Origin of the sequence: Subtercola boreus (assembly GCF_006716115.1) — a bacterium.
Taxonomy (GTDB): Bacteria; Actinomycetota; Actinomycetes; order Actinomycetales; family Microbacteriaceae; genus Subtercola; species Subtercola boreus.
In genome coordinates this window covers 2,624,559-2,646,341 of sequence record NZ_VFOO01000001.1, presented here as the reverse complement: position 1 = coordinate 2,646,341, position 21,783 = coordinate 2,624,559, and the positions used below count along the sequence as shown (strand labels likewise).

27 protein-coding genes and 1 pseudogene are annotated in these 21,783 nt (G+C 66.9%); 22 read left to right on the top strand and 6 right to left on the bottom strand.

Translation table 11 applies throughout. The features are described from left to right. Positions 1-5 precede the first annotated feature (5 nt). Both FB464_RS12315 and FB464_RS12310 read right to left on the bottom strand, forming a co-directional pair. Complete coding sequence (locus FB464_RS12315) at positions 6-965, bottom strand: aldo/keto reductase (RefSeq protein ID WP_116413598.1); 960 nt, start codon at positions 963-965, stop codon at positions 6-8. 26 nt (positions 966-991) lie between these two features. Next, positions 992-1,402 carry a nitroreductase/quinone reductase family protein gene (locus FB464_RS12310; protein WP_116413599.1) on the bottom strand — a complete coding sequence of 137 codons (411 nt, stop codon included), beginning with the start codon at positions 1,400-1,402 and terminating at the stop codon, positions 992-994. Positions 1,403-1,475: 73 nt separating this feature from the next. Here FB464_RS12310 and FB464_RS12305 point away from each other — a divergent pair, with 73 nt between their 5' ends. After that, positions 1,476-2,045 (top strand): TetR/AcrR family transcriptional regulator, encoded by a 570-nt coding sequence (locus tag FB464_RS12305; protein WP_116413600.1) that lies wholly within the window; start codon positions 1,476-1,478, stop codon positions 2,043-2,045. Positions 2,046-2,079: 34 nt separating this feature from the next. Here FB464_RS12305 and FB464_RS12300 read toward each other — a convergent pair. Next, a pseudogene (locus tag FB464_RS12300) lies at positions 2,080-2,448 on the bottom strand (TetR/AcrR family transcriptional regulator); the annotation flags it as partial. A gap of 171 nt (positions 2,449-2,619) precedes the next feature. Here FB464_RS12300 and FB464_RS12295 point away from each other — a divergent pair. The 11 genes from FB464_RS12295 to FB464_RS12250 all read left to right on the top strand — a co-directional run bounded on the left by FB464_RS12295 (position 2,620) and on the right by FB464_RS12250 (position 7,764). Further along, positions 2,620-3,054: an Asp23/Gls24 family envelope stress response protein gene (locus FB464_RS12295; RefSeq protein ID WP_116413601.1), complete on the top strand. Its 435-nt coding sequence runs from the start codon at positions 2,620-2,622 to the stop codon at positions 3,052-3,054. Next, positions 3,051-3,239, top strand: coding sequence for a DUF2273 domain-containing protein (locus tag FB464_RS12290; protein ID WP_116413602.1), 189 nt, complete (start codon positions 3,051-3,053; stop codon positions 3,237-3,239). Before FB464_RS12295 ends, FB464_RS12290 begins: the two co-directional genes overlap by 4 nt. Continuing rightward, complete coding sequence (locus FB464_RS12285) at positions 3,236-3,634, top strand: hypothetical protein (RefSeq protein WP_116413603.1); 399 nt, start codon at positions 3,236-3,238, stop codon at positions 3,632-3,634. The genes FB464_RS12290 and FB464_RS12285 overlap by 4 nt, the downstream gene beginning before the upstream one ends. Further along, on the top strand, positions 3,631-4,206 hold the full coding sequence (locus FB464_RS12280; protein ID WP_116413604.1) for a DUF6286 domain-containing protein: 576 nt from the start codon (positions 3,631-3,633) through the stop codon (positions 4,204-4,206). Before FB464_RS12285 ends, FB464_RS12280 begins: the two co-directional genes overlap by 4 nt. Continuing rightward, on the top strand, positions 4,206-4,811 hold the full coding sequence (locus tag FB464_RS12275; protein ID WP_116413605.1) for a hypothetical protein: 606 nt from the start codon (positions 4,206-4,208) through the stop codon (positions 4,809-4,811). Before FB464_RS12280 ends, FB464_RS12275 begins: the two co-directional genes overlap by 1 nt. A gap of 49 nt (positions 4,812-4,860) precedes the next feature. Then, complete coding sequence (locus tag FB464_RS12270; protein WP_116413606.1) at positions 4,861-5,034, top strand: CsbD family protein; 174 nt, start codon at positions 4,861-4,863, stop codon at positions 5,032-5,034. A 143-nt stretch (positions 5,035-5,177) separates the two neighbouring features. Then, positions 5,178-5,978, top strand: a complete 801-nt coding sequence (aqpZ, locus tag FB464_RS12265; protein WP_116413607.1) for an aquaporin Z — start codon at positions 5,178-5,180, stop codon at positions 5,976-5,978. Between the two features lie 50 nt (positions 5,979-6,028). Further along, positions 6,029-6,877: an Asp23/Gls24 family envelope stress response protein gene (locus FB464_RS12260; protein ID WP_116413608.1), complete on the top strand. Its 849-nt coding sequence runs from the start codon at positions 6,029-6,031 to the stop codon at positions 6,875-6,877. Beyond that, positions 6,874-7,281 carry a hypothetical protein gene (locus FB464_RS12255; RefSeq protein ID WP_116413609.1) on the top strand — a complete coding sequence of 136 codons (408 nt, stop codon included), beginning with the start codon at positions 6,874-6,876 and terminating at the stop codon, positions 7,279-7,281. The genes FB464_RS12260 and FB464_RS12255 overlap by 4 nt, the downstream gene beginning before the upstream one ends. A 151-nt stretch (positions 7,282-7,432) precedes the next feature. Next, on the top strand, positions 7,433-7,561 hold the full coding sequence (locus FB464_RS20445) for a hypothetical protein (protein ID WP_281279770.1): 129 nt from the start codon (positions 7,433-7,435) through the stop codon (positions 7,559-7,561). A gap of 41 nt (positions 7,562-7,602) precedes the next feature. Beyond that, positions 7,603-7,764: a YqaE/Pmp3 family membrane protein gene (locus tag FB464_RS12250; RefSeq protein ID WP_116281788.1), complete on the top strand. Its 162-nt coding sequence runs from the start codon at positions 7,603-7,605 to the stop codon at positions 7,762-7,764. A gap of 60 nt (positions 7,765-7,824) precedes the next feature. Here the strand turns inward: FB464_RS12250 and FB464_RS12245 are convergent, their stop codons facing one another. Further along, entirely contained in the window at positions 7,825-8,583 is a 759-nt protein-coding gene (locus tag FB464_RS12245) for an Abi family protein (RefSeq protein WP_147306537.1), read from the bottom strand. Between the two features lie 415 nt (positions 8,584-8,998). On the opposite strand from FB464_RS12245, the gene bla reads away from it, so the two are divergent. From bla to FB464_RS12195, 10 genes are all read left to right on the top strand, one after another. Further along, positions 8,999-9,859 carry a class A beta-lactamase gene (bla, locus tag FB464_RS12240; RefSeq protein ID WP_170151841.1) on the top strand — a complete coding sequence of 287 codons (861 nt, stop codon included), beginning with the start codon at positions 8,999-9,001 and terminating at the stop codon, positions 9,857-9,859. Between the two features lie 37 nt (positions 9,860-9,896). Further along, a complete protein-coding gene (locus FB464_RS12235) occupies positions 9,897-10,262 on the top strand; it encodes a bleomycin resistance protein (RefSeq protein WP_116413612.1) in 366 nt (121 codons plus the stop codon). Positions 10,263-10,314: 52 nt separating this feature from the next. Further along, positions 10,315-11,127 carry an aldo/keto reductase gene (locus FB464_RS12230; RefSeq protein WP_116413613.1) on the top strand — a complete coding sequence of 271 codons (813 nt, stop codon included), beginning with the start codon at positions 10,315-10,317 and terminating at the stop codon, positions 11,125-11,127. 109 nt (positions 11,128-11,236) lie between these two features. Further along, positions 11,237-12,049 carry a helix-turn-helix domain-containing protein gene (locus FB464_RS12225; protein WP_116413614.1) on the top strand — a complete coding sequence of 271 codons (813 nt, stop codon included), beginning with the start codon at positions 11,237-11,239 and terminating at the stop codon, positions 12,047-12,049. Between the two features lie 61 nt (positions 12,050-12,110). Continuing rightward, positions 12,111-12,905: an SDR family NAD(P)-dependent oxidoreductase gene (locus tag FB464_RS12220; protein WP_116413615.1), complete on the top strand. Its 795-nt coding sequence runs from the start codon at positions 12,111-12,113 to the stop codon at positions 12,903-12,905. 47 nt (positions 12,906-12,952) lie between these two features. Further along, a complete protein-coding gene (locus tag FB464_RS12215; protein WP_116413616.1) occupies positions 12,953-13,786 on the top strand; it encodes an alpha/beta hydrolase in 834 nt (277 codons plus the stop codon). Positions 13,787-14,266: 480 nt separating this feature from the next. Next, positions 14,267-15,946: an asparaginase domain-containing protein gene (locus FB464_RS12210; protein ID WP_211327283.1), complete on the top strand. Its 1,680-nt coding sequence runs from the start codon at positions 14,267-14,269 to the stop codon at positions 15,944-15,946. Positions 15,947-15,999: 53 nt separating this feature from the next. Further along, positions 16,000-17,073, top strand: a complete 1,074-nt coding sequence (locus FB464_RS12205) for an LLM class flavin-dependent oxidoreductase (protein ID WP_116413617.1) — start codon at positions 16,000-16,002, stop codon at positions 17,071-17,073. Between the two features lie 2 nt (positions 17,074-17,075). Then, positions 17,076-18,422: an NtaA/DmoA family FMN-dependent monooxygenase gene (locus tag FB464_RS12200; RefSeq protein WP_246093042.1), complete on the top strand. Its 1,347-nt coding sequence runs from the start codon at positions 17,076-17,078 to the stop codon at positions 18,420-18,422. A gap of 12 nt (positions 18,423-18,434) precedes the next feature. Beyond that, on the top strand, positions 18,435-19,235 hold the full coding sequence (locus FB464_RS12195) for a GntR family transcriptional regulator (RefSeq protein ID WP_116413618.1): 801 nt from the start codon (positions 18,435-18,437) through the stop codon (positions 19,233-19,235). Here the strand turns inward: FB464_RS12195 and FB464_RS12190 are convergent. After that, positions 19,232-20,473 (bottom strand): MFS transporter, encoded by a 1,242-nt coding sequence (locus tag FB464_RS12190; protein WP_116413619.1) that lies wholly within the window; start codon positions 20,471-20,473, stop codon positions 19,232-19,234. The two genes, FB464_RS12195 and FB464_RS12190, sit on opposite strands and share 4 nt — an antisense overlap. A 44-nt stretch (positions 20,474-20,517) precedes the next feature. Beyond that, a complete protein-coding gene (locus FB464_RS12185) occupies positions 20,518-21,696 on the bottom strand; it encodes an ABC transporter substrate-binding protein (RefSeq protein ID WP_116413620.1) in 1,179 nt (392 codons plus the stop codon). Positions 21,697-21,783: the final 87 nt, after the last annotated feature.

Sequence of the window (21,783 nt, the reverse complement as noted above, 5' to 3'; positions counted from 1 at the left end):
GTCGGTCACTGCCAGGTGGGCATGTTCTCCGGGGTGTAGCGGGCACCGTATCCGCCGGTCGGCAGGATGTCTGCGATCCGTTCGAGCTGTGAGTCCGTGAGAGTGAGGGCGGCGGCGGCCGCGTTCTCGGCCACGCGGAGGGGGTCGCGGCTGCCGGGGATCGGAACGATGTGCTCGCCCTGCGCGAGCAGCCAGGCGAGCGCGAGTTGCCCGACGGTCGCGTCGATCGTCGCGGCGAGGGCCTGCAGGTGCTCGGTTGCCGCGAGGTTCTTCTCGAAGTTGCCGGGCTGCCACCGCGGGTCGGTGTTGCGCATGTCGTCGGCGTCGTACTGCCCGGCCGGTCTCGCGGTTCCGGTGAGGAAACCACGGCCCAGCGGGGAGTAGGGCACCAGGCCGATTCCCAGCTCGGTGAGCAGCGGAAAGAGCTGTTCGATGTCCCGTTCGAACAGGGAGTACTCGGTCTGCAGCACCGAGACCGGATGCACGGCGTGGGCCCGGCGGATGGTCTCTTCCCCTGCTTCACTGAGGCCGAAATACGTCACGTCTCCGGCGTCGATGAGGGCTTTCACGGCTCCGGCGACGTCTTCGATGGGAACAGTGGGGTCGAAGCGGTGCTGATAGAGCACGTCGATGTGGTCGGTTCCCAGAAAGCGCAGGCTGTTGTGAACGACCTCGCGGATGTGTTCAGGCCGACTGTCGAAGCCGTAGTCCCGGGTGAATCCGAACTTCGTCGCAATGAGCACCTCGTCGCGGAAGGGTGCCACCGCTTGGCCGAGCGCCTTTTCGTTCTCTCCCCAGCCGTACAGCTCCGCGGTGTCGAAGAGAGTGACTCCGCTGTCGAATGCCGCGGTGATCGCAGCCTTGCCGGAGGTGTCTCCGTCTCCGTAGGCCATGGAGATGCCCATGGCGCCGTAGCCGATCGCTGACGTTTTGAGGCCCTGGGTGCCGAGGGTGCGTGTCTGCATGGTCGTGTCTTCTCTCGAGATTCGGTTCAGCGGAAGGTGATGTGCATGAGGGGGCTGCCCGAGACCCAGCGGTTCACCGGCTCGACGGGCTGAGACAGGTAGCTTCGGTGGAGGGGCTGGTTGAGATCGTCGACGATGGCGGTGAAGATCCTCTCCCGCTCGGCGACGTCGAGCACGGGTGCCGCCGTCGCGGCGAGATCGGCACGGATGCCGTGCTTGAGATGGAAGGTGAACTCGGGGTTCGCCAGCAGGTTCGCGTACCAGCTCCGCGTCGCGGGCTGGGTGGTGAGGTAGATCTCTCCGTCCACTCGGTAGAACCAGATCTCGATCCGTCGTGCAGCTCCCGTTCGGGCGCCGATCGTGGTGATGTCGATGGTGCGTGATGTGGCTGGGGACGCAGGGGTTATCGCCAGTGCTCGCTCGGCGCGATCATCCATTGTGCTCCTCAAGTAAGTAGTTGCTTACTTGCACTCTAACGCAAGTAAGTGAACGTTTCACTACGATGGGCGGATGGCACGAGACGCAGAGGCGACACGGGATCGGATTCTGGCAGCGGCGGCGGACGAGTTCGCCGCACGGGGACTGGCCGGCGCCCGCATCGACCGCATCGCAGCGGGCGCGGCATCCAACGTGCGCCTCATCTACGCGCACTTCGGCAGCAAGGAAGACCTGTTCAGCGCGGTTCTGCATCACGAGCTGACGGCGTTGGCCGAGGCTGTGCCCGTGGATGTCGATGATCTGCCGGGGTGGGTGGGGCGTCTCTTCGACTATCACCGGGCGCATCCTGCCGGCGTGCGGATCAGTCTCTGGCGCGAACTCGAACGACCCGAATCCGGACCCGACCACTCACCGTTGTACGAGCAGAAAGTCGCCGCAATGGCGGGAACGATCGGTACTCCCGACGCGGCGGTCGACCTGCTCGTGCTGCTCTACGGAATGGCCCAGGCGTGGTTCTTCACACCGACAGGACTCAAAGAGTCGGATGGCCGGGACCCCGCGACCGACATCCGGATGAGCGCCCATCGTCGCACCCTCGTCGCCGCTGCCCGCGCCATCACCGACCGGGCCAGCAGCCTCTGAACACCGGCCCCCGCGAGCGGCTCGTATCCCGGCTTCAGAGCGCGGCGGCGTCCGCTCCTGGTGCGGTGTTCACGGCGATGAGCGTTTTGGCCGCGCGCCTGGCCTGCCCGGCTGCTGAGTTCTGGCCACTGATGGCGGCCGTGGTCTGGGCGCCTTCTGCGAGGATGGCGAGTTGCGCGGCGAGGTCAGGGGTGCCGCCGACCTCGTCGACGAGGTGCCCGACGTAGTCCTGGAACTGCTGCTTGTGGACGCGAGCGGTCTCGGCGACCTGGGGCGAGACGGCACCGAGTTCCCCGAAGGAGTTGATGAATCCACAGCCCCGGAACGAGTCGGTGTCGAACCATTCTGCGAGGTAGTCGTAGATCGCCAGCAGGCGGTCCACGGGAACGCTCTCCTTCTCGACGGCGCCAGGCGGAGAACGCACGTTCTCACAGCTCGTGAAATTGATTTGTGACGTTTCCCCTGTGGGGATCGTCTCAATTGTGTAGCCGATCACAACCCTTGCCGGGGTTGATGCGGCACCCGAAAATCCGGCCGCCCGGCCGGTGCACCTGAAGAACCCTGGAGTAGCACCATGACGAACATCACCCCCACTTCTGCCCCCAAGACCCCGGCGCACAGCTCGTCGTCGACGGGTAAGAACACGATCGCCGATGGCGTCGTGGAAAAGGTCGCCGGCATCGCGGCCCGCGAGGTCGCCGGGGTGCACGACCTCGGCAATGGTGCGGCGCGCGCGATCGGTGCGATCCGTAACGCGATCAACCAGCAGGACCGTGGCCAGGGCGTCAAGGTCGAGGTCGGCGAGACGCAGGTCGCTGCCGACATCATCCTCGTCGCGGAGTACCCCGTCGAGCTGCAGAAGCTCGCTGATGAGGTTCGCGCCAGCGTCACCGACGCCATCTCGACGGTTGTGGGCATGGAGGTCACCGAGGTCAACGTGACCATCTCCGACGTCTTCATCCCGTCGGACGACAACGATGACGACGTTGCTGAAAGCCGCGTCCAGTGACCCCGACGACTCGCGGGATGCTCGTCGGCGCGGTGCTCGCGGTGACGGCTGTGGCGTTCGGTTTCTGGGCGATGATCCTCGTGGCCCTGTTCGTCGCGGTGGGTTACGCGGTGGGCCGGGTGCTCGAGGGCAAGCTCGATGTCCGGGGCGTCACCGACGCTCTGCGCGGGCGGCGGTCGTCGTGAGCACGGCGGTGACGGCCGACCGCACGCAGGCCCGGAACGTGCAGTCCCGGAACGTGCAGGCCGGAGAATCGCTGGGCGGCCGGAACGTGATCGCTCCTCGGGCCGTGCGGCGCGTTGTGTCGGCCGTCACCGCGGAGCAGCTCGGCGTCGACGAGAAAGACGTCTCCGTCAGCCTCTCCGACCATGGGGGCGACCTCACTATGACGGCGAGTGCGCCGATCCACGTCGCGCCCCTCGGTACCGGCGCCCGCCGGGCCGGCACGATCGTCGAGCGCCTCACGAGAGCCCAGTCCACGATCCGGGAGCAGAGCCTGACCCTGACCGGTACGTCGATCACGGAGATCGACCTGCACATTACGGGTGTGCGACTGAACGAAAGGAAGAGAGTGAAATGAGCACCCCTGCTCTCTACCGGCGGATCGTGCGCCGCGAGTCGCATTCCCCCCGCTCCGGGGCCGCGATCACCATCGCCGCCATCCTGATGATCGGCTTGGCGTATCTCGGTGTGGAAGCGGTCCTCTCCGCGATCGGGCAGCCCCCATTACTCGTCACCCCTGAAGCCCTTGTGTCATCGACGCTGTCTGCGGCGGCAGCACCGGTACCGCTGCTTGCAGCGATCGGCGCGGTGGCCGCGATCATCGGCCTGATCATCATTGTGATCTCGGTGGCTCCCGGGCGTCGGGGTCGCCGGGGCAGCATCACGGAACGTACCGCGGCGGTGGTCGATGACCGGGTCATCGCGCAGTCCATCGCCCGGACCGTCAGCTACGCCGGCGATGTGAACCCCGACAACGTGTCCGTGAGCGTCGGGGCCCGCACGGTGCGAGTCGATGTGACACCCACCTCCGGGCGGGCTGTCGACCGGCAGGCGATCCAGGACGCCGTCGCCCAGGATGTCAGCTCCTATGACTACCGGCCGGCACTTCGTTCAAACGTGCATGTGTCGAAGAAGGGGAAGGTCGCCTGATGAACTCCACCAACCGTTTCCTCAACCGGTTCTTCCTCTTCATCATCGGCCTCGTGGTCCTCGCCGCCGGCGCCGTGCTCGCTGTCGGGGCTCTGCTTCCTGACCTTCAGCAGCCGATCAGCGAGGGTGCGCAGACCGCGAACAACAACGTCCAGGGCACGTTCTCTGCGAACCCGTGGATCCTCTGGGTCACCGCGGCTACTGCCCTCGTGCTCATTGTGGTGTTGTTGTGGTTCGTGTTCCGGCAGGGCCGGGGTCGCACCCAGAACCTCCTCACCCTGCGGCAGAACTCCACGGCGAACACCCCCATCGGTGGTGACCTGCTTGTCGACGTGAAGGTCGCAGCGCAGGTTCTCGAGGATGCCCTCACCCGGCAGCCCGAGATCGCCGCGGTCGATGTCGTCGCGTTCGAAGTCCGGAAGCAGAACGTGCTCCGGATCACAGCCCATGCCCGGAAGGGCGCCTCGCCCGTCCGGATCCGCACCGTCATCGACAGTGCGGTCACGGAATGGGATGACGTGCTCGGCCAGACGACACCTGTCGTCATCCAGATCGTCAGCGGGCTTCGCGCCTCGGTGGCGAGCAGCAGTACCCGGGTCGCCTGACCCACCACACCCGGTGACAGTCGTCACCTCTACAGAAGGAGCAACTCAGATGAGTGCAGCAGACAAGATCAAAGCCGCCGCCGAGAACGTCGCCGGCAAGGCCAAAGAGGCCGTCGGCAACGTCACCGACAACGACAAACTCGTCGCCGAAGGCAAAGCCGACCAGGCCAAGGGCCAGACCCGCGACAAGGTCGAAGACATCAAAGACGTCTTCAAGAAGTAACACCCACCCCCAGAACCGTCCGGCCCCCGCTTCCCCCACAGCGAGGGCCGGACTTCCTCCCCGCAGTTGGCGGCCGGCCGTCGCCGACTCCGCCAGCAGCCCTGCCCCGAGACATCCTCGCCCCCAGCGAAAGCCCCCCTCCTATGAGCACCACACGCCCGGTCAGCCGGTCCACCGCAGAGCAACGCACCCAGCAGGCTCAGACCTACCCCACCACCTCCCGCCTCATCGCCGAGGCCTTCGGTACCTTCCTCCTCGTCTTCGGCGGTGTCGGCACCGCCCTTTTCGCCTCGGCCTTCCCTGACAGCGCCAACGCCACGGGCGTCGGCTTCCTCGGTGTGGCGCTGGCCTTCGGCCTCACCGTCATGGCCGGAATCTACGCCGTCGGCCACATCTCCGGCGGGCACTTCAACCCCGCCGTGACGGTCGGCCTCGCCATCGCAGGTCGTACCGAATGGCGTCACGTGCCCGGCTACGTTCTCGCCCAGATCATTGGCGGCGCCATCGCCTCGAGCGCGCTCGCCCTCATCGCCGCCAACGGCCCCGCCGGCTACCTTGCGAACGCCCAGGACAGCGGTTTCGCCTCCAACGGCTTCGGCGAGGCTTCGCCCGGTGGTTTCGGAATCACTGCCGTGATCGTGGCGGAGATCATCCTCACCGCCGTCTTCGTCACCGTCATTCTCTCGATCACCTCCAAGCCCGAGTACAGGGGAGTGGCGCCGATCGGCATCGGACTGACCCTCACCCTGATCCACCTGATCAGCATCCCCATCAGCAACACCTCCGTGAACCCGGCGCGATCGATCGCGACCGCCCTCTGCGGCGGACCGACGGCCCTGGCTCAGCTGTGGGTGTTCATCATCGCTCCGCTGGTGGGGGCCGCGATCGCCGGCCTGTTGCACCGCCAATTCACCCGCGCCCGTTCGCTGTCACCCCACGACTGAACCGCATCCGACTTCTTACCACACCCCACTTCGACCAAGGAGACCCCCACATGACTGACGCCCTGACCGGTGACGCGCTGCACGCCCAGCCCGTTCCCGTCGACCTCGGAGCCATCGAGACCACCCACCCCGATCCCGAAACCCCCGAGCACCTGCTGAGCACCACCGTCGCCGAGACCGCGGCCGCTGTCACCGGCGTGCACCACCTCGGTGGTCTCGCCTCGCGTGCCCTCGACCGGGCGAGCCGTCGCATCCGGGGCACCTCGACCGTTCCCGGAGTCACCGTGAGCCGGACCGACGGCAGCACCATCATCGATCTCGATCTTGTCGTGGAGTACCCGCACTCGATCGCCGAGGTTCTCGAGACGGTCAGACGGCAGGTCACCCGTGCGGCGGCGCAGCTCGTGAGCGAGCCCGTCGAAGTGAACGTCAACGTCACCGACGTGCACGGCCCCTTCGACAAGGTCAGGCCCGCGAACGAGGAGATCGACCCCTCGGAGTCGCTGGCTGCACGCGCCTCCGCGGCAGCCGACACCGTCAAGTCGAAGGCCTCCGAGGCGGCATCGACCGCCGCCGGCGCGGTCTCCTCGGCGAAGGATGCCGCGGCCGATGCCGTCTCGTCGGCGACCGACACCGTGAAGGTGAGTGCCGCCGACACTGTCGCCGCTGCGGCGGACGTCGTCTCGGATGCCGCCGACACGGTGGCAGAGGAGGCCGACGCGGTACCCGTGGCCGATGCATCCACTGCGAACACGAGCGTCGTCGACGCTGAGCCCGTCGACGTGGAACCCGCACACCAGGAGAGCCCCGTCGTCGTGGTCGTGCCGGTGATCGTCGACGCGGATGCCGCAGAGTCCGGCCCCGACGCGGACCCCGACCCCACCGAACACCGCTCATGAGATCGCGCTCCATCGGCACCGCCCGTCGCCGCCGCAGCCGGGCGGTCTGGGCCGCGCTCATCACCGGCGTCGTCCTCTGCATCCTCATCGTGGCAGGTGTACTGCTACCGGTACTCGGCCTGATCGGGGCGGCCGACGCCACCACCATCGGCGCCCTGAACGTGCCCGTCGGTGCGATCATCGCCTCGATCGTGATCAGCTACCTCGTCGCCCTCGGCTTCCTCGCGCTCACGTTCGTCTCCCGGATCGGCGCCCTCGCCTGGATCGCCGCCACCGCGGCAGTCATCGCCACCCTCGTCGGTTCGGTCTGGCCGCTCGTCGCCACCGCGCTCTCGAGCGTCAGCCAGATCGAGAACGTCATCCCGTTCATCCAACAACTGATCACCCAGGTGACGAACCGCTGATCCTGCCCGACCGCAGGCCCCGCTACACAACACGACTGCGTCACAACACGACTGCTCCACAACACGAAGGAAACCTCATGCGCAACAAGATCATCATCGTCGGCATCATCGCCGCGGCCATCTACCTCAAGGCGCCCGTTCGCACCGACCGGTGAAGGGTAAGCAGTCCGAGACGCTGCGTCACCAGGCCGAGCGACTCTGGCGCGACCCCAAGAACGAGAAAGCCCGCAAGAAGCTGGGCAAGAAGATCGCCGGCACGATGAACGACCTCAAAAAGTAAGCTCTTCCCCGCACTCCCCTTCCCATCAGATCGGATCCATCATGCGCAAAGTACTGCTCATCATCCTGTGCTTCTTCTTCCCGTTCGTCGCCGTTCTCATCCACGACGGCCTCGGCCTGAAGGTTCTCTGGGCCTTCCTGCTGCAGCTCGTCGGTCACGTTCCCGGCGTGATCTACGGCATCTACCGCGTCACCCGCGACTAGGCACCAGCCAGCGAAGAGTTGTCTTGTCGTCTGGTGCGGCCGAAGCTGAGTTCCAGAAATTCACGCCCTCATCTCGTCGATGAGCATCAACTCGCCCGCGTAAATGGGGCAGGCGTCTATGCGCGATTGGACTGCGCTGTTCTCACGAAGCCACGACGCAAAGCCTCGATCTATGAAACTCGCTAGTACGAAGACATTTTCGTGGGCGGCGCCCAAGGAAAGTCTGACTGAGTTGCCCCGAACATCCTTCTCGCCGGCGATAGGGACACCCCAGACCACGTGCTCGTGATGGGCGATGCGGTTGCGCAGGGTTTGAACATACCGAGCGACTCCCTCGACCCGCTGCCTCGCTAATTCGTCAACGTTCGGAAAAGCGCGGTGTGCGGCTGCTTTCCAGATGAGCGTGTCGTGAATACGTCTGTTCCTCTGGTCGCCGTGCTCGCGATACATGCCCCGGCCAAGCAGTTTCACCCAGAAACCGAGCATCAGGCTCGCTACCACCTTGCCGTGGATCAGGGCTGAATCATTCGGTAGATCCCGTACGCGGCTGCGCCTCTTCGCTTCATCAATCAACTCGAGGGTGCCATCGTCGAGGATGGCATCCTGCTCGTACCACGTAAGGCCATAGGTTCTCGCCATTTCCTTTGCCATAGCCGACCGCATCGCGATCTCCACGTGACCGATGTCGTCGAACAGGGCAAGAGCAACTGAGCGTGCCCACACATAGAGCTCGACCCCGTCGACCTCCGGATTGTGACGGCAGGCAAGGTCGTATCGCTGCATACGGATTTGAGGAACGGTGGCGCGAAGTCGGTGCACGGGCACTCTCCCTGGTGATGGAGATCTACGGGCTCAGGGGCTGATTGCTCCGAGCCGAATTTCGGTCTACAGTTGTTGCATAGCCCCCGGCGCAGCGCACTCAGGTGTGACGGCCGGGGTTTTTTGTTTCATTCCTGACGGAAACCCCCCGAGTTCTCCCGAACTGCTGGTGGAGTTGTCGATCCGACATTATGTGAATTTTACTCATACACCGGACGCCTCAAGATTCGCGTTATGAGCCATCAGGACGTGCCGGTGCAGCCGCTTCGAGGATTGGCCGCGCTGATCAGTAGCCCCTTGTTCAGCACTTCCTTCATGCAACCCTTGTTGAATGGATTTCGCCGGCACCACTGACCCTCTAAGACGGGCGAGAGCTCTCGCATCCCTTGGAGCTGCCGTCATTCTCTTGCTGGGCATGACCGGATGTGGCACCACGATCTCACCCGCGGCCACGGCGAGCAGCGAAGCTCCCCGGCCGACTCCGACCGCCTCAGACCAGACAGCGGCCCTCCAGGACCTCGAGCAGCAGTTCGGCGCCCGCGTCGGCGTGAGCGCCGTCGACACGGGCACGGGGGAGCAGCTCTCCTACCGCGCCGACGAGCGATTCGGCTACGCCTCCACCCTGAAGGTGTTCGCCGCGGCAGCGTTCCTGCACGACGTGCCCGCCTCTGAGCGCCAAACGGTCGTCACCTTCACCGCCGACGACGTCGAAGCGGCGGGATACTCGCCGGTGACGGCTGAGAACATCGAGACGGGCCTCACCCTGTCCCAGCTCGCAGAGGCGGCAGTGCGTCGCAGCGACAACACTGCCCTGAACCTCATTCTCGAACGGCTCGGCGGACCCGCAGCGCTCGACGCGACACTGAGCAGCCTCGGCGACGACACGTCCGAAGTGGTGAACTCGGAGCCGGCCCTCAACGCGATCGAGCCCGGCAGTACCGAAGACACCAGCACCCCCGCCGCGTTCACCGCCGACCTCTCCCGACTCATCGACGGGTCGTACCTTGCTCCGGATGACCGCACGATCCTCCTCGACTGGATGACCGGCAACACCACCGGCGACACCCTCATCCGCGCCGGAGCTCCCTCGGGCTGGAGCGTGGCCGACAAGTCGGGCGGGGCAGGCGGCATCCGCAACGACATCGCCGTCGTCACCCCTCCCGGCGGGCATCTGATCGTCGTGACGATCTTCACGAACACCCTCGACCCCGAGGCGGCGTACGACGACGCCCTTGTAGTCGGCGTGGCACGCGCAGTGCTCCCACGTCTGCAATAACGGCCCGCGCCACGCAGAGCGTCGTTAGGCTTTCGGCATGACCGATCACGCGGTGCCGAACCTGCCGTCTCGCGATTTCGATGACACGATCGCCTTCTACGGCGGATTCGGATTCGACCTGGCGTATCGGGCTGAGGACTGGTTGATTCTCCGTCGGCGCGAGCTTCAGTTGGAATTCTTTCCGTTCCCCGACCTCGTGCCTGAAGAGAGTTCGTTCATGTGCAGTGTCCGCGTCGATGACGTCGATGACCTGTATCGGCAGATCAGGGACTCAGGCGTCGTCGAGAAGTCCACCGGACGGCCTCGGCTGCATCCGGTGCGGCTGCAGCCCTGGGGGCAACGGGCGGGATTCCTCATCGACCCTGACGGGACGCAGCTCCATCTGATCCAGAACGCTGCTTAGCGCGGTGCCGCCAGTCGCTTGATCGGCCCGAACCACGCGTAGCGTTGACAGCATGATCACCTTCCCCACGGGCATCCAGGTCCCGTCTTTCGGCCAGGGCACGTGGAACATGGGCGACTCGCCGGCCGCCCGCGACGCCGAGCTCGACGCGATCCGCACCGGCATCGACCTCGGCCTGACCGTCATCGACACTGCCGAGATGTACGGCAACGGCCGCAGCGAAGAACTCGTCGGCGAGGCCATCGGCGGCCTGCGCGACGACGTCTTTCTCGTCAGCAAGGTGCTGCCTTCGAACGCCTCGAAGAAGGGAACCGTCGAGGCGTGCCACGCGAGCCTCCGCCGCCTGAAAACTGACCGTCTCGACCTGTACCTACTGCATTGGCGCGGCCGCTATCCGCTCGACGAGACCGTGGCGGCGTTCGAGACCCTCGTCGCCGACGGGTCGATCGCGGCGTGGGGTGTGAGCAACCTCGACACCGACGAGCTCGCGCAGCTGCCGCCCGGATGCCAGACCGACCAGGTGCTCTACAACCTGACCCGCCGCGGCCCTGAGTTCGACCTGCTGCCGTGGGCGGCGTCGGTGCGGATGCCCGTGATGGCGTACTCGCCGGTGGAGCAGGGGCGGCTGATCGGTGACTCCGCGCTGGCCGACATTGCTCGGTCGTTGGATGCGACGCCCGCGCAGGTCGCGCTGGCCTGGACCCTGCGGAGCGGCTCGGTGCTGGCGATCCCGAAGGCATCGACGGCTTCGCACGTGCGCGAGAACGCCGCCGCCCGCGACCTTCGGCTCAGTGACGCCGACCTCGAGCGTCTGGACCGCGCCTTCCCGCCGCCCACCCGTGCAGTGCCGCTCGAAATGCTCTGAGGCCGCCAGCCTGGCGGGCCCGTACCCGGCGCCGTTCATCCGCTGAGATCCCAGGAGCGCAATTCGTGGGCGCTCTTCCGTCGCCGCGGAGGCGCCGATAAAATTCGGCATGCCCAGTCCTCATCCGCTCGGCGAATATCTCCGAGCCCGCCGGGAATTACTGCGACCTGCCGACGTCGCGCTCCCCGATGGCGCAGGACCTCGCCGAGTGCCGGGGCTCAGGCGCTCTGAAGTGGCGGCCATCGCGGGGATCAGCACCGAGTACTACATCAAGCTCGAGCAGGGCCAGGAGGCCCATCCCACCAGCCAGGTACTCGATTCGCTGTCGCGAGCTCTGAGGCTCGACGTGACAGCGAACTCCTACCTTCATGCATTGGCTCGCATCATCCCGAAACCGGCCGCGCCGATCTCACCGCCGGCCGTCGAGCGCGCCCGATGGCTCATCGACTCCTGGCCGACGACGGCGGCGATGATCCTCGATGGACACTTCGACATACTGGCGACCAACCCGCTCATGCGCGCCCTCATCCCCGGTTATCGTACGGGGCGCAACTCCGTAGCCGTGCTGCTGCTCGATCCCGAAGTGCGCGACACTCAGAGGGACTGGGAGGGCCTGAGCATGCGCTCGATCGCCCTCTTCCGCTCGCGGGCGGGCCTGCATCCCGATGATGCTCGAAGCCAGGAGATCATCACGCAGTTGATGCGCGACAGCGATCGGTTCCGAGAGCTCTGGCACCGGTACGACATCGAGGGGATGACCGAGGGTACACATCCGATCATGCACCCCACGGTGGGAGCCCTTTCGTTACACTATGCCCACCTGCCGCTCGTCGGCGCCGATGACCACTCCATCTTTCTCTACTTCGCCGAGCCGGGCACGCCCACCGAGAGAGCTCTCGCGGGGTTGGCGCCTGGGAGGTAGCCGCACTACCAGCCACAGCCGGGGCACGCTGTCAGCCGTGGGTGACTTTATTGTGAGGCGCATGGATCTGGGACTCGCAGGAAAGATCGCCGTCGTGACGGGCGCAAGCAAGGGCATCGGGCTCGCTATCGCTCAGGCGCTGGTCGCCGAAGGGGCACGCGTCATCGCCGGGGCGAGGTCGTCGACACCCGAGCTCGACGAGCTCGTCGCCACGGGCGGGGTGCTGTTCGAGAGTGTCGACCTCTCACGCCCGGATGCGCCAGCCCGGCTCGTCGCGCGATCGGCCGAGCTGGGCGGGCTCGACATCCTCGTGAACAACGTCGGAGCGGTCGCCTTCCGCTTCGAAGGCTTTCTGGCCGTCACCGACGAGCAGTGGCTCGACACCCTCAACCTCAGCTTCATGGCGGCTGTGCGCACGACCCGGGCCGCGATACCCCTCCTCATCGAGCGAGGCGGCGGCAACGTCGTGACGATCGGATCGGTCAACGCGTTCCTGCCCGACCCGCCGGTGGTCGACTACTCCGCTTCGAAAGCCGCGGTCTGGAACCTCTCGAAGTCCCTCTCCAAGGAATTCGGGGCCCAGAACATCCGCTTCAACACCATCAGCCCCGGGCCTGTCGCGACTCAACTCTGGCTCGGTGAGAACGGCGTCGCGGCGACGGCCGCCCGGGCAATGGGCGTCGATTTCGACACCGCGCGCGACCGCGTCGTGTCCAGCCAAGGTGGCTTCTCGACGGGACGGTTCACGCAGCCGTCCGAGGTGGCGGATCTTGCGCTCATCCTCGCGAGCAGCCGCGCCGGAAATGTCACCGGAGCTGATTTCCTCATCGACGGTGGCCTCATCAAGACCCTCTGACCGAGCACGACCACGGACACGACCACGACCAAGACCAAGGAGCACACATGATCAAGCACGTTGTCTTCATCCACGGACTCTGGATTCACTCGTCCGCGTGGAGGCCCTGGCAGGATCTCTTCGAAGAGAAGGGCTACACGACCTCGGCACCCGGCTGGCCGGGGGACCTCGAGACGGTCGAAGCGACCAGAGCGAACCCAGATGGTCTCAACAATCAGGGCATCGCTGAGATCTGCCACCACTACGCCGACATCATCGCCGAATTCGACCAGAAACCGATCGTCGTCGGTCACTCGTTCGGAGGCCTCATCGCTCAGGAGCTGCTTGCGAACGACCTGGTGGCGGCCGCTGTCGCGATCGATCCCGCTCCGATCAAGGGCGTGAAGGTTCTGCCGTTCGCCCAACTGAAGTCGGGTCTGCCGGTGCTCGGCAACCCGGCGAACAAGTCCCGCACGGTCGCCCTGAACGAGAAGCAGTTCAAGTACGCCTTCGGGAATGTGCTCACAGAGGAGGAGTCGGATGCGCTGCACGCAGCCTGGACGATCCCCGGCCCGGGTCGCCCGCTGTTCGAAGACGCGACGGCCAATTTCGTGCGGAATTCCCCAGCCGCTGTCAACACCCACACCGCGGTTCGTGGTCCGCTTCTGCTCACTTCAGGCACAGAAGATCACACCGTACCCAAGTCTGTGACCGTGGCCGTCTCGAAGCTCTATGCCGACAACACATCGTCAGTCACGGAGTACCACGAGTACGAGGGCAAAGGCCATTCCCTCACCCTCGATGCTGGATGGCGGGATGTCGCGGACGACGTGCTGGCGTGGCTGGCCGTTCAGGGGCAGACCCCCACGGCTCCAGACCCCGCGGGGACCGCGACGCCATAGGCGATCCGGCCGCTTCTGCTCTCGCGGCAGGAAGAACGCCAGCGCCAGCGGCACCGCTCTGAACGCGAGCCCCCACCAGAACGTCGCGTTGAAGGCGGCTGGCAGCCTGCTGCGGGTCGAAGACCCACAGGTCCCCAGCCTCCCTTCGGAGACCCGGGGGTGCCTCTTGCTCTCTCAACCCGTCGAGAAAGGGGATCGGGGGCGCCCGCGGCTGGCCCAGGGCTACAGCGCTGCGCCTCTGGATGACCGGCGCAGGCTGTGCTCGCCGTCGGCCCAAAGGGACAACGTCGCCCCAGCACGCCTTCCACCGAAGCCGACACCCAAGACTCTGAGTCGAAGGCGCCGGGCAGCGGCCGCCGAACCGGCGCGGGCGCGGCCGCGGCCCCGCGCCCATGCGGTTCCGAGACCGCCCGCGGTGGCGAAGCGCGGTGATCACATTGCCGCAACGAGGGGGAAACAGGCGCCGCCTACGCTCTGGGCATGGCCTCCCTTCCCGCAGCGCGTGCCCGCATCGTCATCTTCTCCGGTCCTCGCGCCACGATCCAGAACAGTCCGGCGCTCCGCACGAGTCAGTCGGTGCGGCGGGCGCGTAACCTCCCGGGCGCCGACGCGGCGCTGCCCGAGGCGCTGCGTGCGCAGCGGCTGGCCGCGCCGGTCACGGCGTACGTCGAGGCGTACTCCGCGCATCCCCTCGAACAGGATGCCAGCGAGCTGTACGGCCCTGTCGATGGCTGGCTGCATCCAGAGACCGGGGTGTTCAGCGCTGAGGAGATGCCCGGCGGCACCGCCGTCTATGAGGTGACGCTCGACCCGGCCGACGGCCCCTACCCGCTGCCGTACGCGGCAACCCAGGCCAACGGCGAGCCGTGGAACGGACCGTTCGACGACGCCGGCAACGCCCGGCAGCTGTTCTACCCCGACGCCTCGCGCATCGTCGAGGAGATCGACCACTTCGGGCTCGACGGCTACGGCGGCAACAACCTGATGTCGAGCCTGGCCGACTTCGATTTCGTGAGGGCCGCGCCATCCGGTGGCTACACCAAGGGCCAGTCAGCGGGCGATCGCACCGACACCCCGACGGCTGCAGGCCACCGTGGTGAGCCCGGCGATCTGGCGCCCGAGGTTCTCGGCGAGGACTTCTTCCCATACATGCCGATGCGGCAGGAGCCGGCGCTGCCGACTCTCGCGGCCCTCACGAACATCGTCGCGGACACCCTCGCTGCTGGCGACTACGACGGGGCGATCTGGCTCGAGGGCAGCCCGACCACCGAGGAGACGGTCTACTGGCTGAACCTGGTGATCGGCACGACCAAGCCGCTGATCGGCAACTGTTCGCAGTACGGCCACGGCGTCTTCGGCAACGACGGCGACCACAATCTCGTGCAGTCGGCGACGTACATCGCCTCGAAGGTGTGGGCGGATGCCCGGGGGCACGATCGCGTGGGCGCGGTGATGATCCAGAACGGCCAGGTCTTCACGGCCCGCGAGGTGCAGAAGGCCGACGCTCGCCCGGGCGGGTACGTCGCCCACGGTGGTCACGGCGGCATTGTCGGAAACACCGTCGAGCAGCCTGTGCTCTCGTTTCTGCCGGTCGCCCTGCACACGCACACTTCCGAGCTGACATTGGATGCTCTGCCCTCCTCGGTGCCGGGTCTCGGCGGCGAAGCGGTACACACCCTCACCGAGACGGGGCACCTGAGGCCGGAGGCGATGCCCAAGGTCACCATCGCGCGGTACGTGAACTACGGCCAGGACGACTTCAGCGACAGCGCCGACAGCGAGGTGGAGATTCTCGCCCGCATCGAGAAGAACCTGCGCGATCATCCACTGGCCGGCATGATCGCCGAGGGCTCGGCGCCCTACGGCGGGGTCTACGAATCGATGGGCGCGGCTCTGCTCCGCGGGGTGTTCCGGGGCATGCCGGTCGTCGCGGTGGGCCGGGGAGGCGGCGGTTACGCGTTCGGCCAGTCGACCATGGGAGGCCTGCTCATCCGCGGCAGCAACCTCTCAGCGCCGAAGGCGCGCATCCTGCTGATGGCGAGCCTTCTGAAGTTCGGCACGCTGCCGCTCCCGGCCGATGCGGATGCCCCCACCCCGGCCGAGCTCGACGCCATCCGCGCGAAGGTCGCCGAGTACCAGCACATCTTCGACACCCACTAGGCGCCGGGCCACACCTCCCGCCGCTCCCGCCCCACCCTCGATCGGAAAATCACATGGTCAGCTACGGAGTCTTTCTGCCGGTCGGCAACAACGGCTGGATCCTCTCGACGACATCGCCGCAGTACGAGCCCACCTTCGCCCTGAACCGGAGCATCGTCGAGCGGGCAGAGCACTACGGCCTCGACTTCGCGCTCGCGATGCTCAAGTACCGCGGTTTCGGCGGCGAGACCCAGCACTGGAACAGCACCATCGACCCGCTGACCCTGATGGCGGGGCTCGCGCCGCTCACCTCCCGCATCAAGCTGTACGCCACGGTGTCGCCACTCAGCTACAACCCGATCGTGGTCGCCAAGATGGCGCAGCTGATCGACGAGATGTCGGGCGGGCGTTTCGGTCTGAATCTCATCGCGGGCTGGAACCGCAGCGAGTACGCACAGATGGATGCCTGGCCCGGCGACGACTACTACGGCTATCGCTACGACTACCTCACCGAGTTCACGCAGATCCTGCTGACGGCGTGGGAGATGGGCCGGGTGACCTTCCACGGCGAACACTTCGACATCGAGGACTGCGAGGTGCTGCCGAAGCCGGTCGGTCACATCGACCTGATCTCCGCGGGATCTTCGCCCCGTGGCCGCCGCTTCGTGGCCGAGTTCGCCGACTATCACTTCGGTGCCGGTGGCGACGCAGCATCCGTTGCCCGCTCGAATGCCGCGCTGCGCACGGAGAGCGAACACCTCGGGCGGGTACCCGGCTCGTTCGCGACGTCGCTGCTGGTCATCGGCGACACGGATGCTGACGCGGCGCGTAAGGCCGAGTTCTACCAGCAGGGTACAGATCTGCAGGCGGTCGCCAACATGGTGGGCGAGTACTCGAACGACACGACGAAAGACGGATCGAGCGCGGCAGTCGCCGAGAGCCACCGCGCCGACGTGTCGCCGTTCTACGGCGGGAGTGCTCTGATCGGGTCGCCGCAGACCATCGCCGACCACCTCAATGCCATCGCGGCCGTCGACGGCACCGCCGGGGTCATGCTGACGTTCGACGACTTCACCGAGGGTCTCGAACGCTTCGGCACCGAGGTCATGCCCCTACTCGACCACCTGACCGCTGCCCCGAAAGGCTGACCGTGCCCTACCAGATGAGTCTTGCGCTCGACCTTTCGTTCTCGCACCACCAGGGGCGCTGGCGGCTGCCCGGATCGTGGGCGGGCCGGGATTTTCCCGACCTGCGCATGTACCGCGAGCTGCTGCTCGCGGCCGAGCGCGGCTGCCTCGACATGGTGTTCTTCGGTGACGGCACCGGAATCCCCTCGACCTACGGCGCGTCGATCGACCCGGCCGTGGAGTGGGGGATCGGGTTTCCCCGGCAGGACATGAGCCCGTTCATCGCTGCCCTCGCGCAAGAGACGCAGCACATCGGGTTCGGGCTGACCTACTCGTCGACCTTCATGCATCCGTTCTATGTGTCCCGGTTGCTCAACTCGCTCGACATCGTCACCGCGGGGCGGATGGCCTTCAACGTCGTGACGTCGAGCCGCGGGGCGGATGCCGCGAACTACGGTTTCGAAGAGCTGATGGACCACGACGCCCGCTACCGCCGCATGGAGGAGTTCGTCGAGGTGTGCCAGGAGCTCTGGCGGAGCGTCGACCGCGACGCCTTCGTGTGGGACAGGGAGACGGGGATGGTGGCCGAGCCCGGCAGCATCCGTGCGATCGACCACAAGGGTGAGTTCTTCACCGTGGCCGGGCCTCTGAACTCGGTGCCGAGCCCCCAGCAGGCGCCCGTGCTCATCCAGGCCGGCGGATCGCCCCGCGGCATCCGCGCCTCAGCCGGGTTCGCCGACGTCGTCTTCGGCGGCGCCTTCGCCGAGGCCGACCGCGTGCGCCACCGCACCCTGCTCGATGAAGAACTGCTTGCTGCGGGTCGCGATCCTGCCAGGGTCGGCATTCTGTGGGACCTGCACCTCATCGTGGGCGACACTCCGGGCGACGCCCGGCGGCGCAAGGAGCAGCTCGCCGACCTGCTGCCACCCGAGGCGTCGGCCGCGCAGTTCGCGCACAACACCGGTTACGACTTCGCGCAACTCCCCGCGCGGTTCACCCTGGCCGAACTGCAGGCCGAAGTCATCGCCAAGCAGGCCAGCCCGATGGGTTTCCGCGACCTGGTCAACGAACACGGCGCTGACACCGAACTGAGCCGCGAGGAGTTCTTCGACTCGCTGTGGAAGGTGGCGACGGGGTACGAGCACACCGTCGCCGGCAGCGCCGCCGAAGTGGCCGACTATCTGGAGGAGTCGTACGAGTCCACGGGCAGCAGGGGTGGGTTCATGATCGCGCACCCGCAGGTCACGCCGCGCGACCTGATCGACGTGGTGGGGCTGCTCGTGCCCGAGCTGCAGCGACGCGGCCGGTTCCGCACGCGGTACGACGGCACGACCCTGCGCGACACCCTCGGAGTGCCCGCGTTCGCATGAGAGCCTGAGACCGTGAGCAGTGAGAACCCGAGTGCCGACCGCGCTGGCCCACCACGCCGGCGCAGCTTCACCGATGCCAAGATGCTCGACCTCGGCCAGCACCGCCGCCAGGACGAAGCACGGCGCCTGCGTGACCTCGTCTCGGCCTTTCTGCTGTCATCGGCCGCCAGCGGGGAGCGGCTTCCGAGCGACGAGGAGATCGCCCGGGAGTTCTCCTGCACCCGCAACACCGCCCGCATCGCCATGCAGATGCTCGTCCAGGAGAACACGATCGGTCGCACGGCCGGCCAGGGCACCTACGCCAACGCCCGGCCGCTCACCTGGCGCACGGATCGGCTGCTCGATCAGCTGAAGATCGACCCGCCACCGCTCGACCACGACTACGTGTTGATCGGTTGGCGCGAGACCAGCGATGTTCCGGTGCCGATGGCGGTTCACTTCGACGAGAGTGTCGACCGGATGGCCGTGTTCGAGCGCGTCATCCTGCACAAGGGGCTGCCCGGTTCGTTGCGCACCTACTACCTGCCGCTTCGCCCGGCAGACGTGTTCGACCGGGCTGACGCGAACGACGATGTGTTCGACATTCTCGAGGGCCGGTTCGGTCATGAGCGGCTGACCGCCGATCGGCAGATCACGGCCATCTCGGCCGATCTCTCTGCCGCGGAGTTGCTCTCGACCGAGGTCGGCACACCGCTGCTCTTCATCGAGACCACCGTTCGCGAGCCGGGGGGAACGGTGGTCATGATCTACCACGGCCGGCAGCGCTCGGACTTGGTGCGGGTGGCGCTCGAACCGTCGCGGGGCGACCTCTAGAGCGGGCGGGGTCCCGACGGCACAGCGGTACCAGCCACCGGCTCCGGCCGACGGCGCCCGGCGACCGCGGGCGCGAGGACCGCGAGTGCGGCGACGAGCACCGCGGCGATCGTGGCGACCGCCGCCTGGGCACCCACCCCGTCGGCCAGCGCGAAGACCGCCAGCGGGCCGACCGCTGCCCCGATGTCGCCGGCCGTGCGGGTCAGTCCCACCACCGCACCGGCCGCGGCCGGCTCGAACCGCTCGCCCGTGACGACATTCGGCACCACGCCTGCCACGCTGGTCGAAACGTAGTAGACGACGATCACGGCGCCGAAGGCCAGCGGCTCGTCGACCACCGGGAAGAACAGCAGCGCCACGGCTCCGAGAAGAGCAGAGGGAATCAGCACGCTGAGGCGGGCTCCCCGGTCGACGACCCGGCCCACCACGGGCAGCGCCGCAATGCTGATCACCGTTCCCGCCGCCATCGCAACGCCCAGGGTCAGGGGGGTGAGCCCGCCGGACTCGTACGCCAGCACCGGGATGAGCCCCTGCTCGCCGGCGAAGCGAGCCAGGAAGGTGGCGAACGAGACCGCCACGAGACCTGCGACGAGCGCGCCGGCCGGCGGGAGCGCTCGCTGCGGTGCGGTGGAAGAAGCGTCCGTCTTCGAGTCGCTGGATCGGGCATCCGTCTTCGAGGCGAACGCCGCCCAGTAGTGCGCGGCGGGCCGCGCAAGATCCACCAGCACGCAGAGGAGCAGCGGCAGCACCGCGACCGCGAACGCCCCGGCAACCCCGAGCACCGAGACCGACGCACCGCCGAGCAGGGCGCCGACCGCCGAGCCGCTCATCATGACGACCGTGGCGGTCGACATGATCCGGCCACGCCGTTCGGGTGGGGAGCCCGCCACGAGAACCGAGAAGCCGATCGTGACTGCGGCGCCCCCCAGAATGCCCGCCACGAGTCGGGCGGTGAGCAGCAGGGGCTCGCTCGGCAGCAGCCCCGTGAGTGCGGTGACCACGGCGAGCAGCACCGACACCGTCTGCAGAAAACGCCGCGGCGGGATGCGCCGCAGTGCGAGCCCGGCCGGCACATTCGCGATCACGCGGCCGATCGCGAAAGCCGCGATCAGCAGACCGATGCTGCCCGTGCCGATGTCGAACCGTTTGACCAGGAGGGGGAGTGCGGGCACGATCACGCCCCAGGTCATCTGGGCCGACGCGATGAACGCGCAGACGAGGATCGCCTGCGCGTTCATTCCGAGAGGCCGCCCAGTGGGGGCTCTGCCAGACGTGAGGTCGATCAGCCGGCCATGCCGATCGAGGTGTCGAGGAACTGGTTCGTCACCAGATCACCGGGTGCGAGGCCTTCGGCCGGCGTGATGCCCTGCGACTGGAAGACGGGCGTGACCTTGTCGATCAGATCCTGCACGCGCGCTTCGTCGAAGTCGCCGATGGTCTCGTTGTCGCCGTTGCCCGAGATCTTTTCGTCGAGCATCGTCTTCACCGAATAGTCGGCCACGCCCTTCGTGTAGACCCAGCCGGTGTCGTACTGGTCGACCAGATCCAGGATGAGCGCATTGGCGGCATCCGGAGCAGCGAAGTAGTCGACCTCGGCCTGCTGCAGCACAGGCACGAGCGCCTTGAGGCACGACGACTGCGTCTCGACGTCGGCGGTTCGAACGACCACCGGATCCTGGTAGGGCCGGAATCCGAGGTCATCGACGAGCTGGTACTTCACCGGCTTCATCCAGGCCGCGACCTCGTTCTCGTACACGTAGGGCTCTGCCGAGGCATATCCCTGCTGGGCATCCTTGCCGCCAGACGCCACGTAGGCGGCCGGCGTGCCGTCGTAGGAGCCGTCGGTCTGGTCGACCGGGATGATCCCCGCCGCTGTGAGGTACGACATGTAAGCCGTTCCGCCGAAGTAGCGGATGATCGCGCCCGACTTCACCAGACCGGCGATGTCGGTGACATCGGGGTGGGCTGAGGGGTCCCACATGATCATCAGCGGGCTGATGTCGTGCGAGGCGAACACGGCGGTCGTCGGCATGGTGGCGGACTGCGAGATCGACTCGTCTGTCGAGACGTAGCCGAGCGTGATGGACGGGTCGGAGTAGAGCAGGCTCGTGACCGTCTGGTACCCGGTGGCAGGGCCGCCCGCACGAATCTCGACGTTCACGCCGGTGTACGAGCCCTTCGCCATCAACGGGCCGGAGACGACCTTCTTGCCTGCGTCGACCGTGTAGTCGTCGCCGAGGAGCTCGTACAGGTGCCCATGCTCGGCCTCGGGGTTCCAGCCCGTCTGGATGACCACGTTCGCCGGGCAGCCTGCGGCCGCGAGGTCGACGCTTCCGACGGTGAGGGATGCCGCCGAGGTCGGGGCGGAAGGCGAGGAGCCGGTCGAACAGGCGCTGAGCAGCAGGGCGGTCGCGGCGAGGGCGCCGGCCGAGGCGGCGAGCCGCCGATGGTGGGTGGGCATGGGTTCTCCAACTGTCGAAAGAGCATCGAATGGTGCGGAAAGAGGTGCAGGAGCCCGCCCAGCTTCACCGACCGCCGTTGCGTGCCC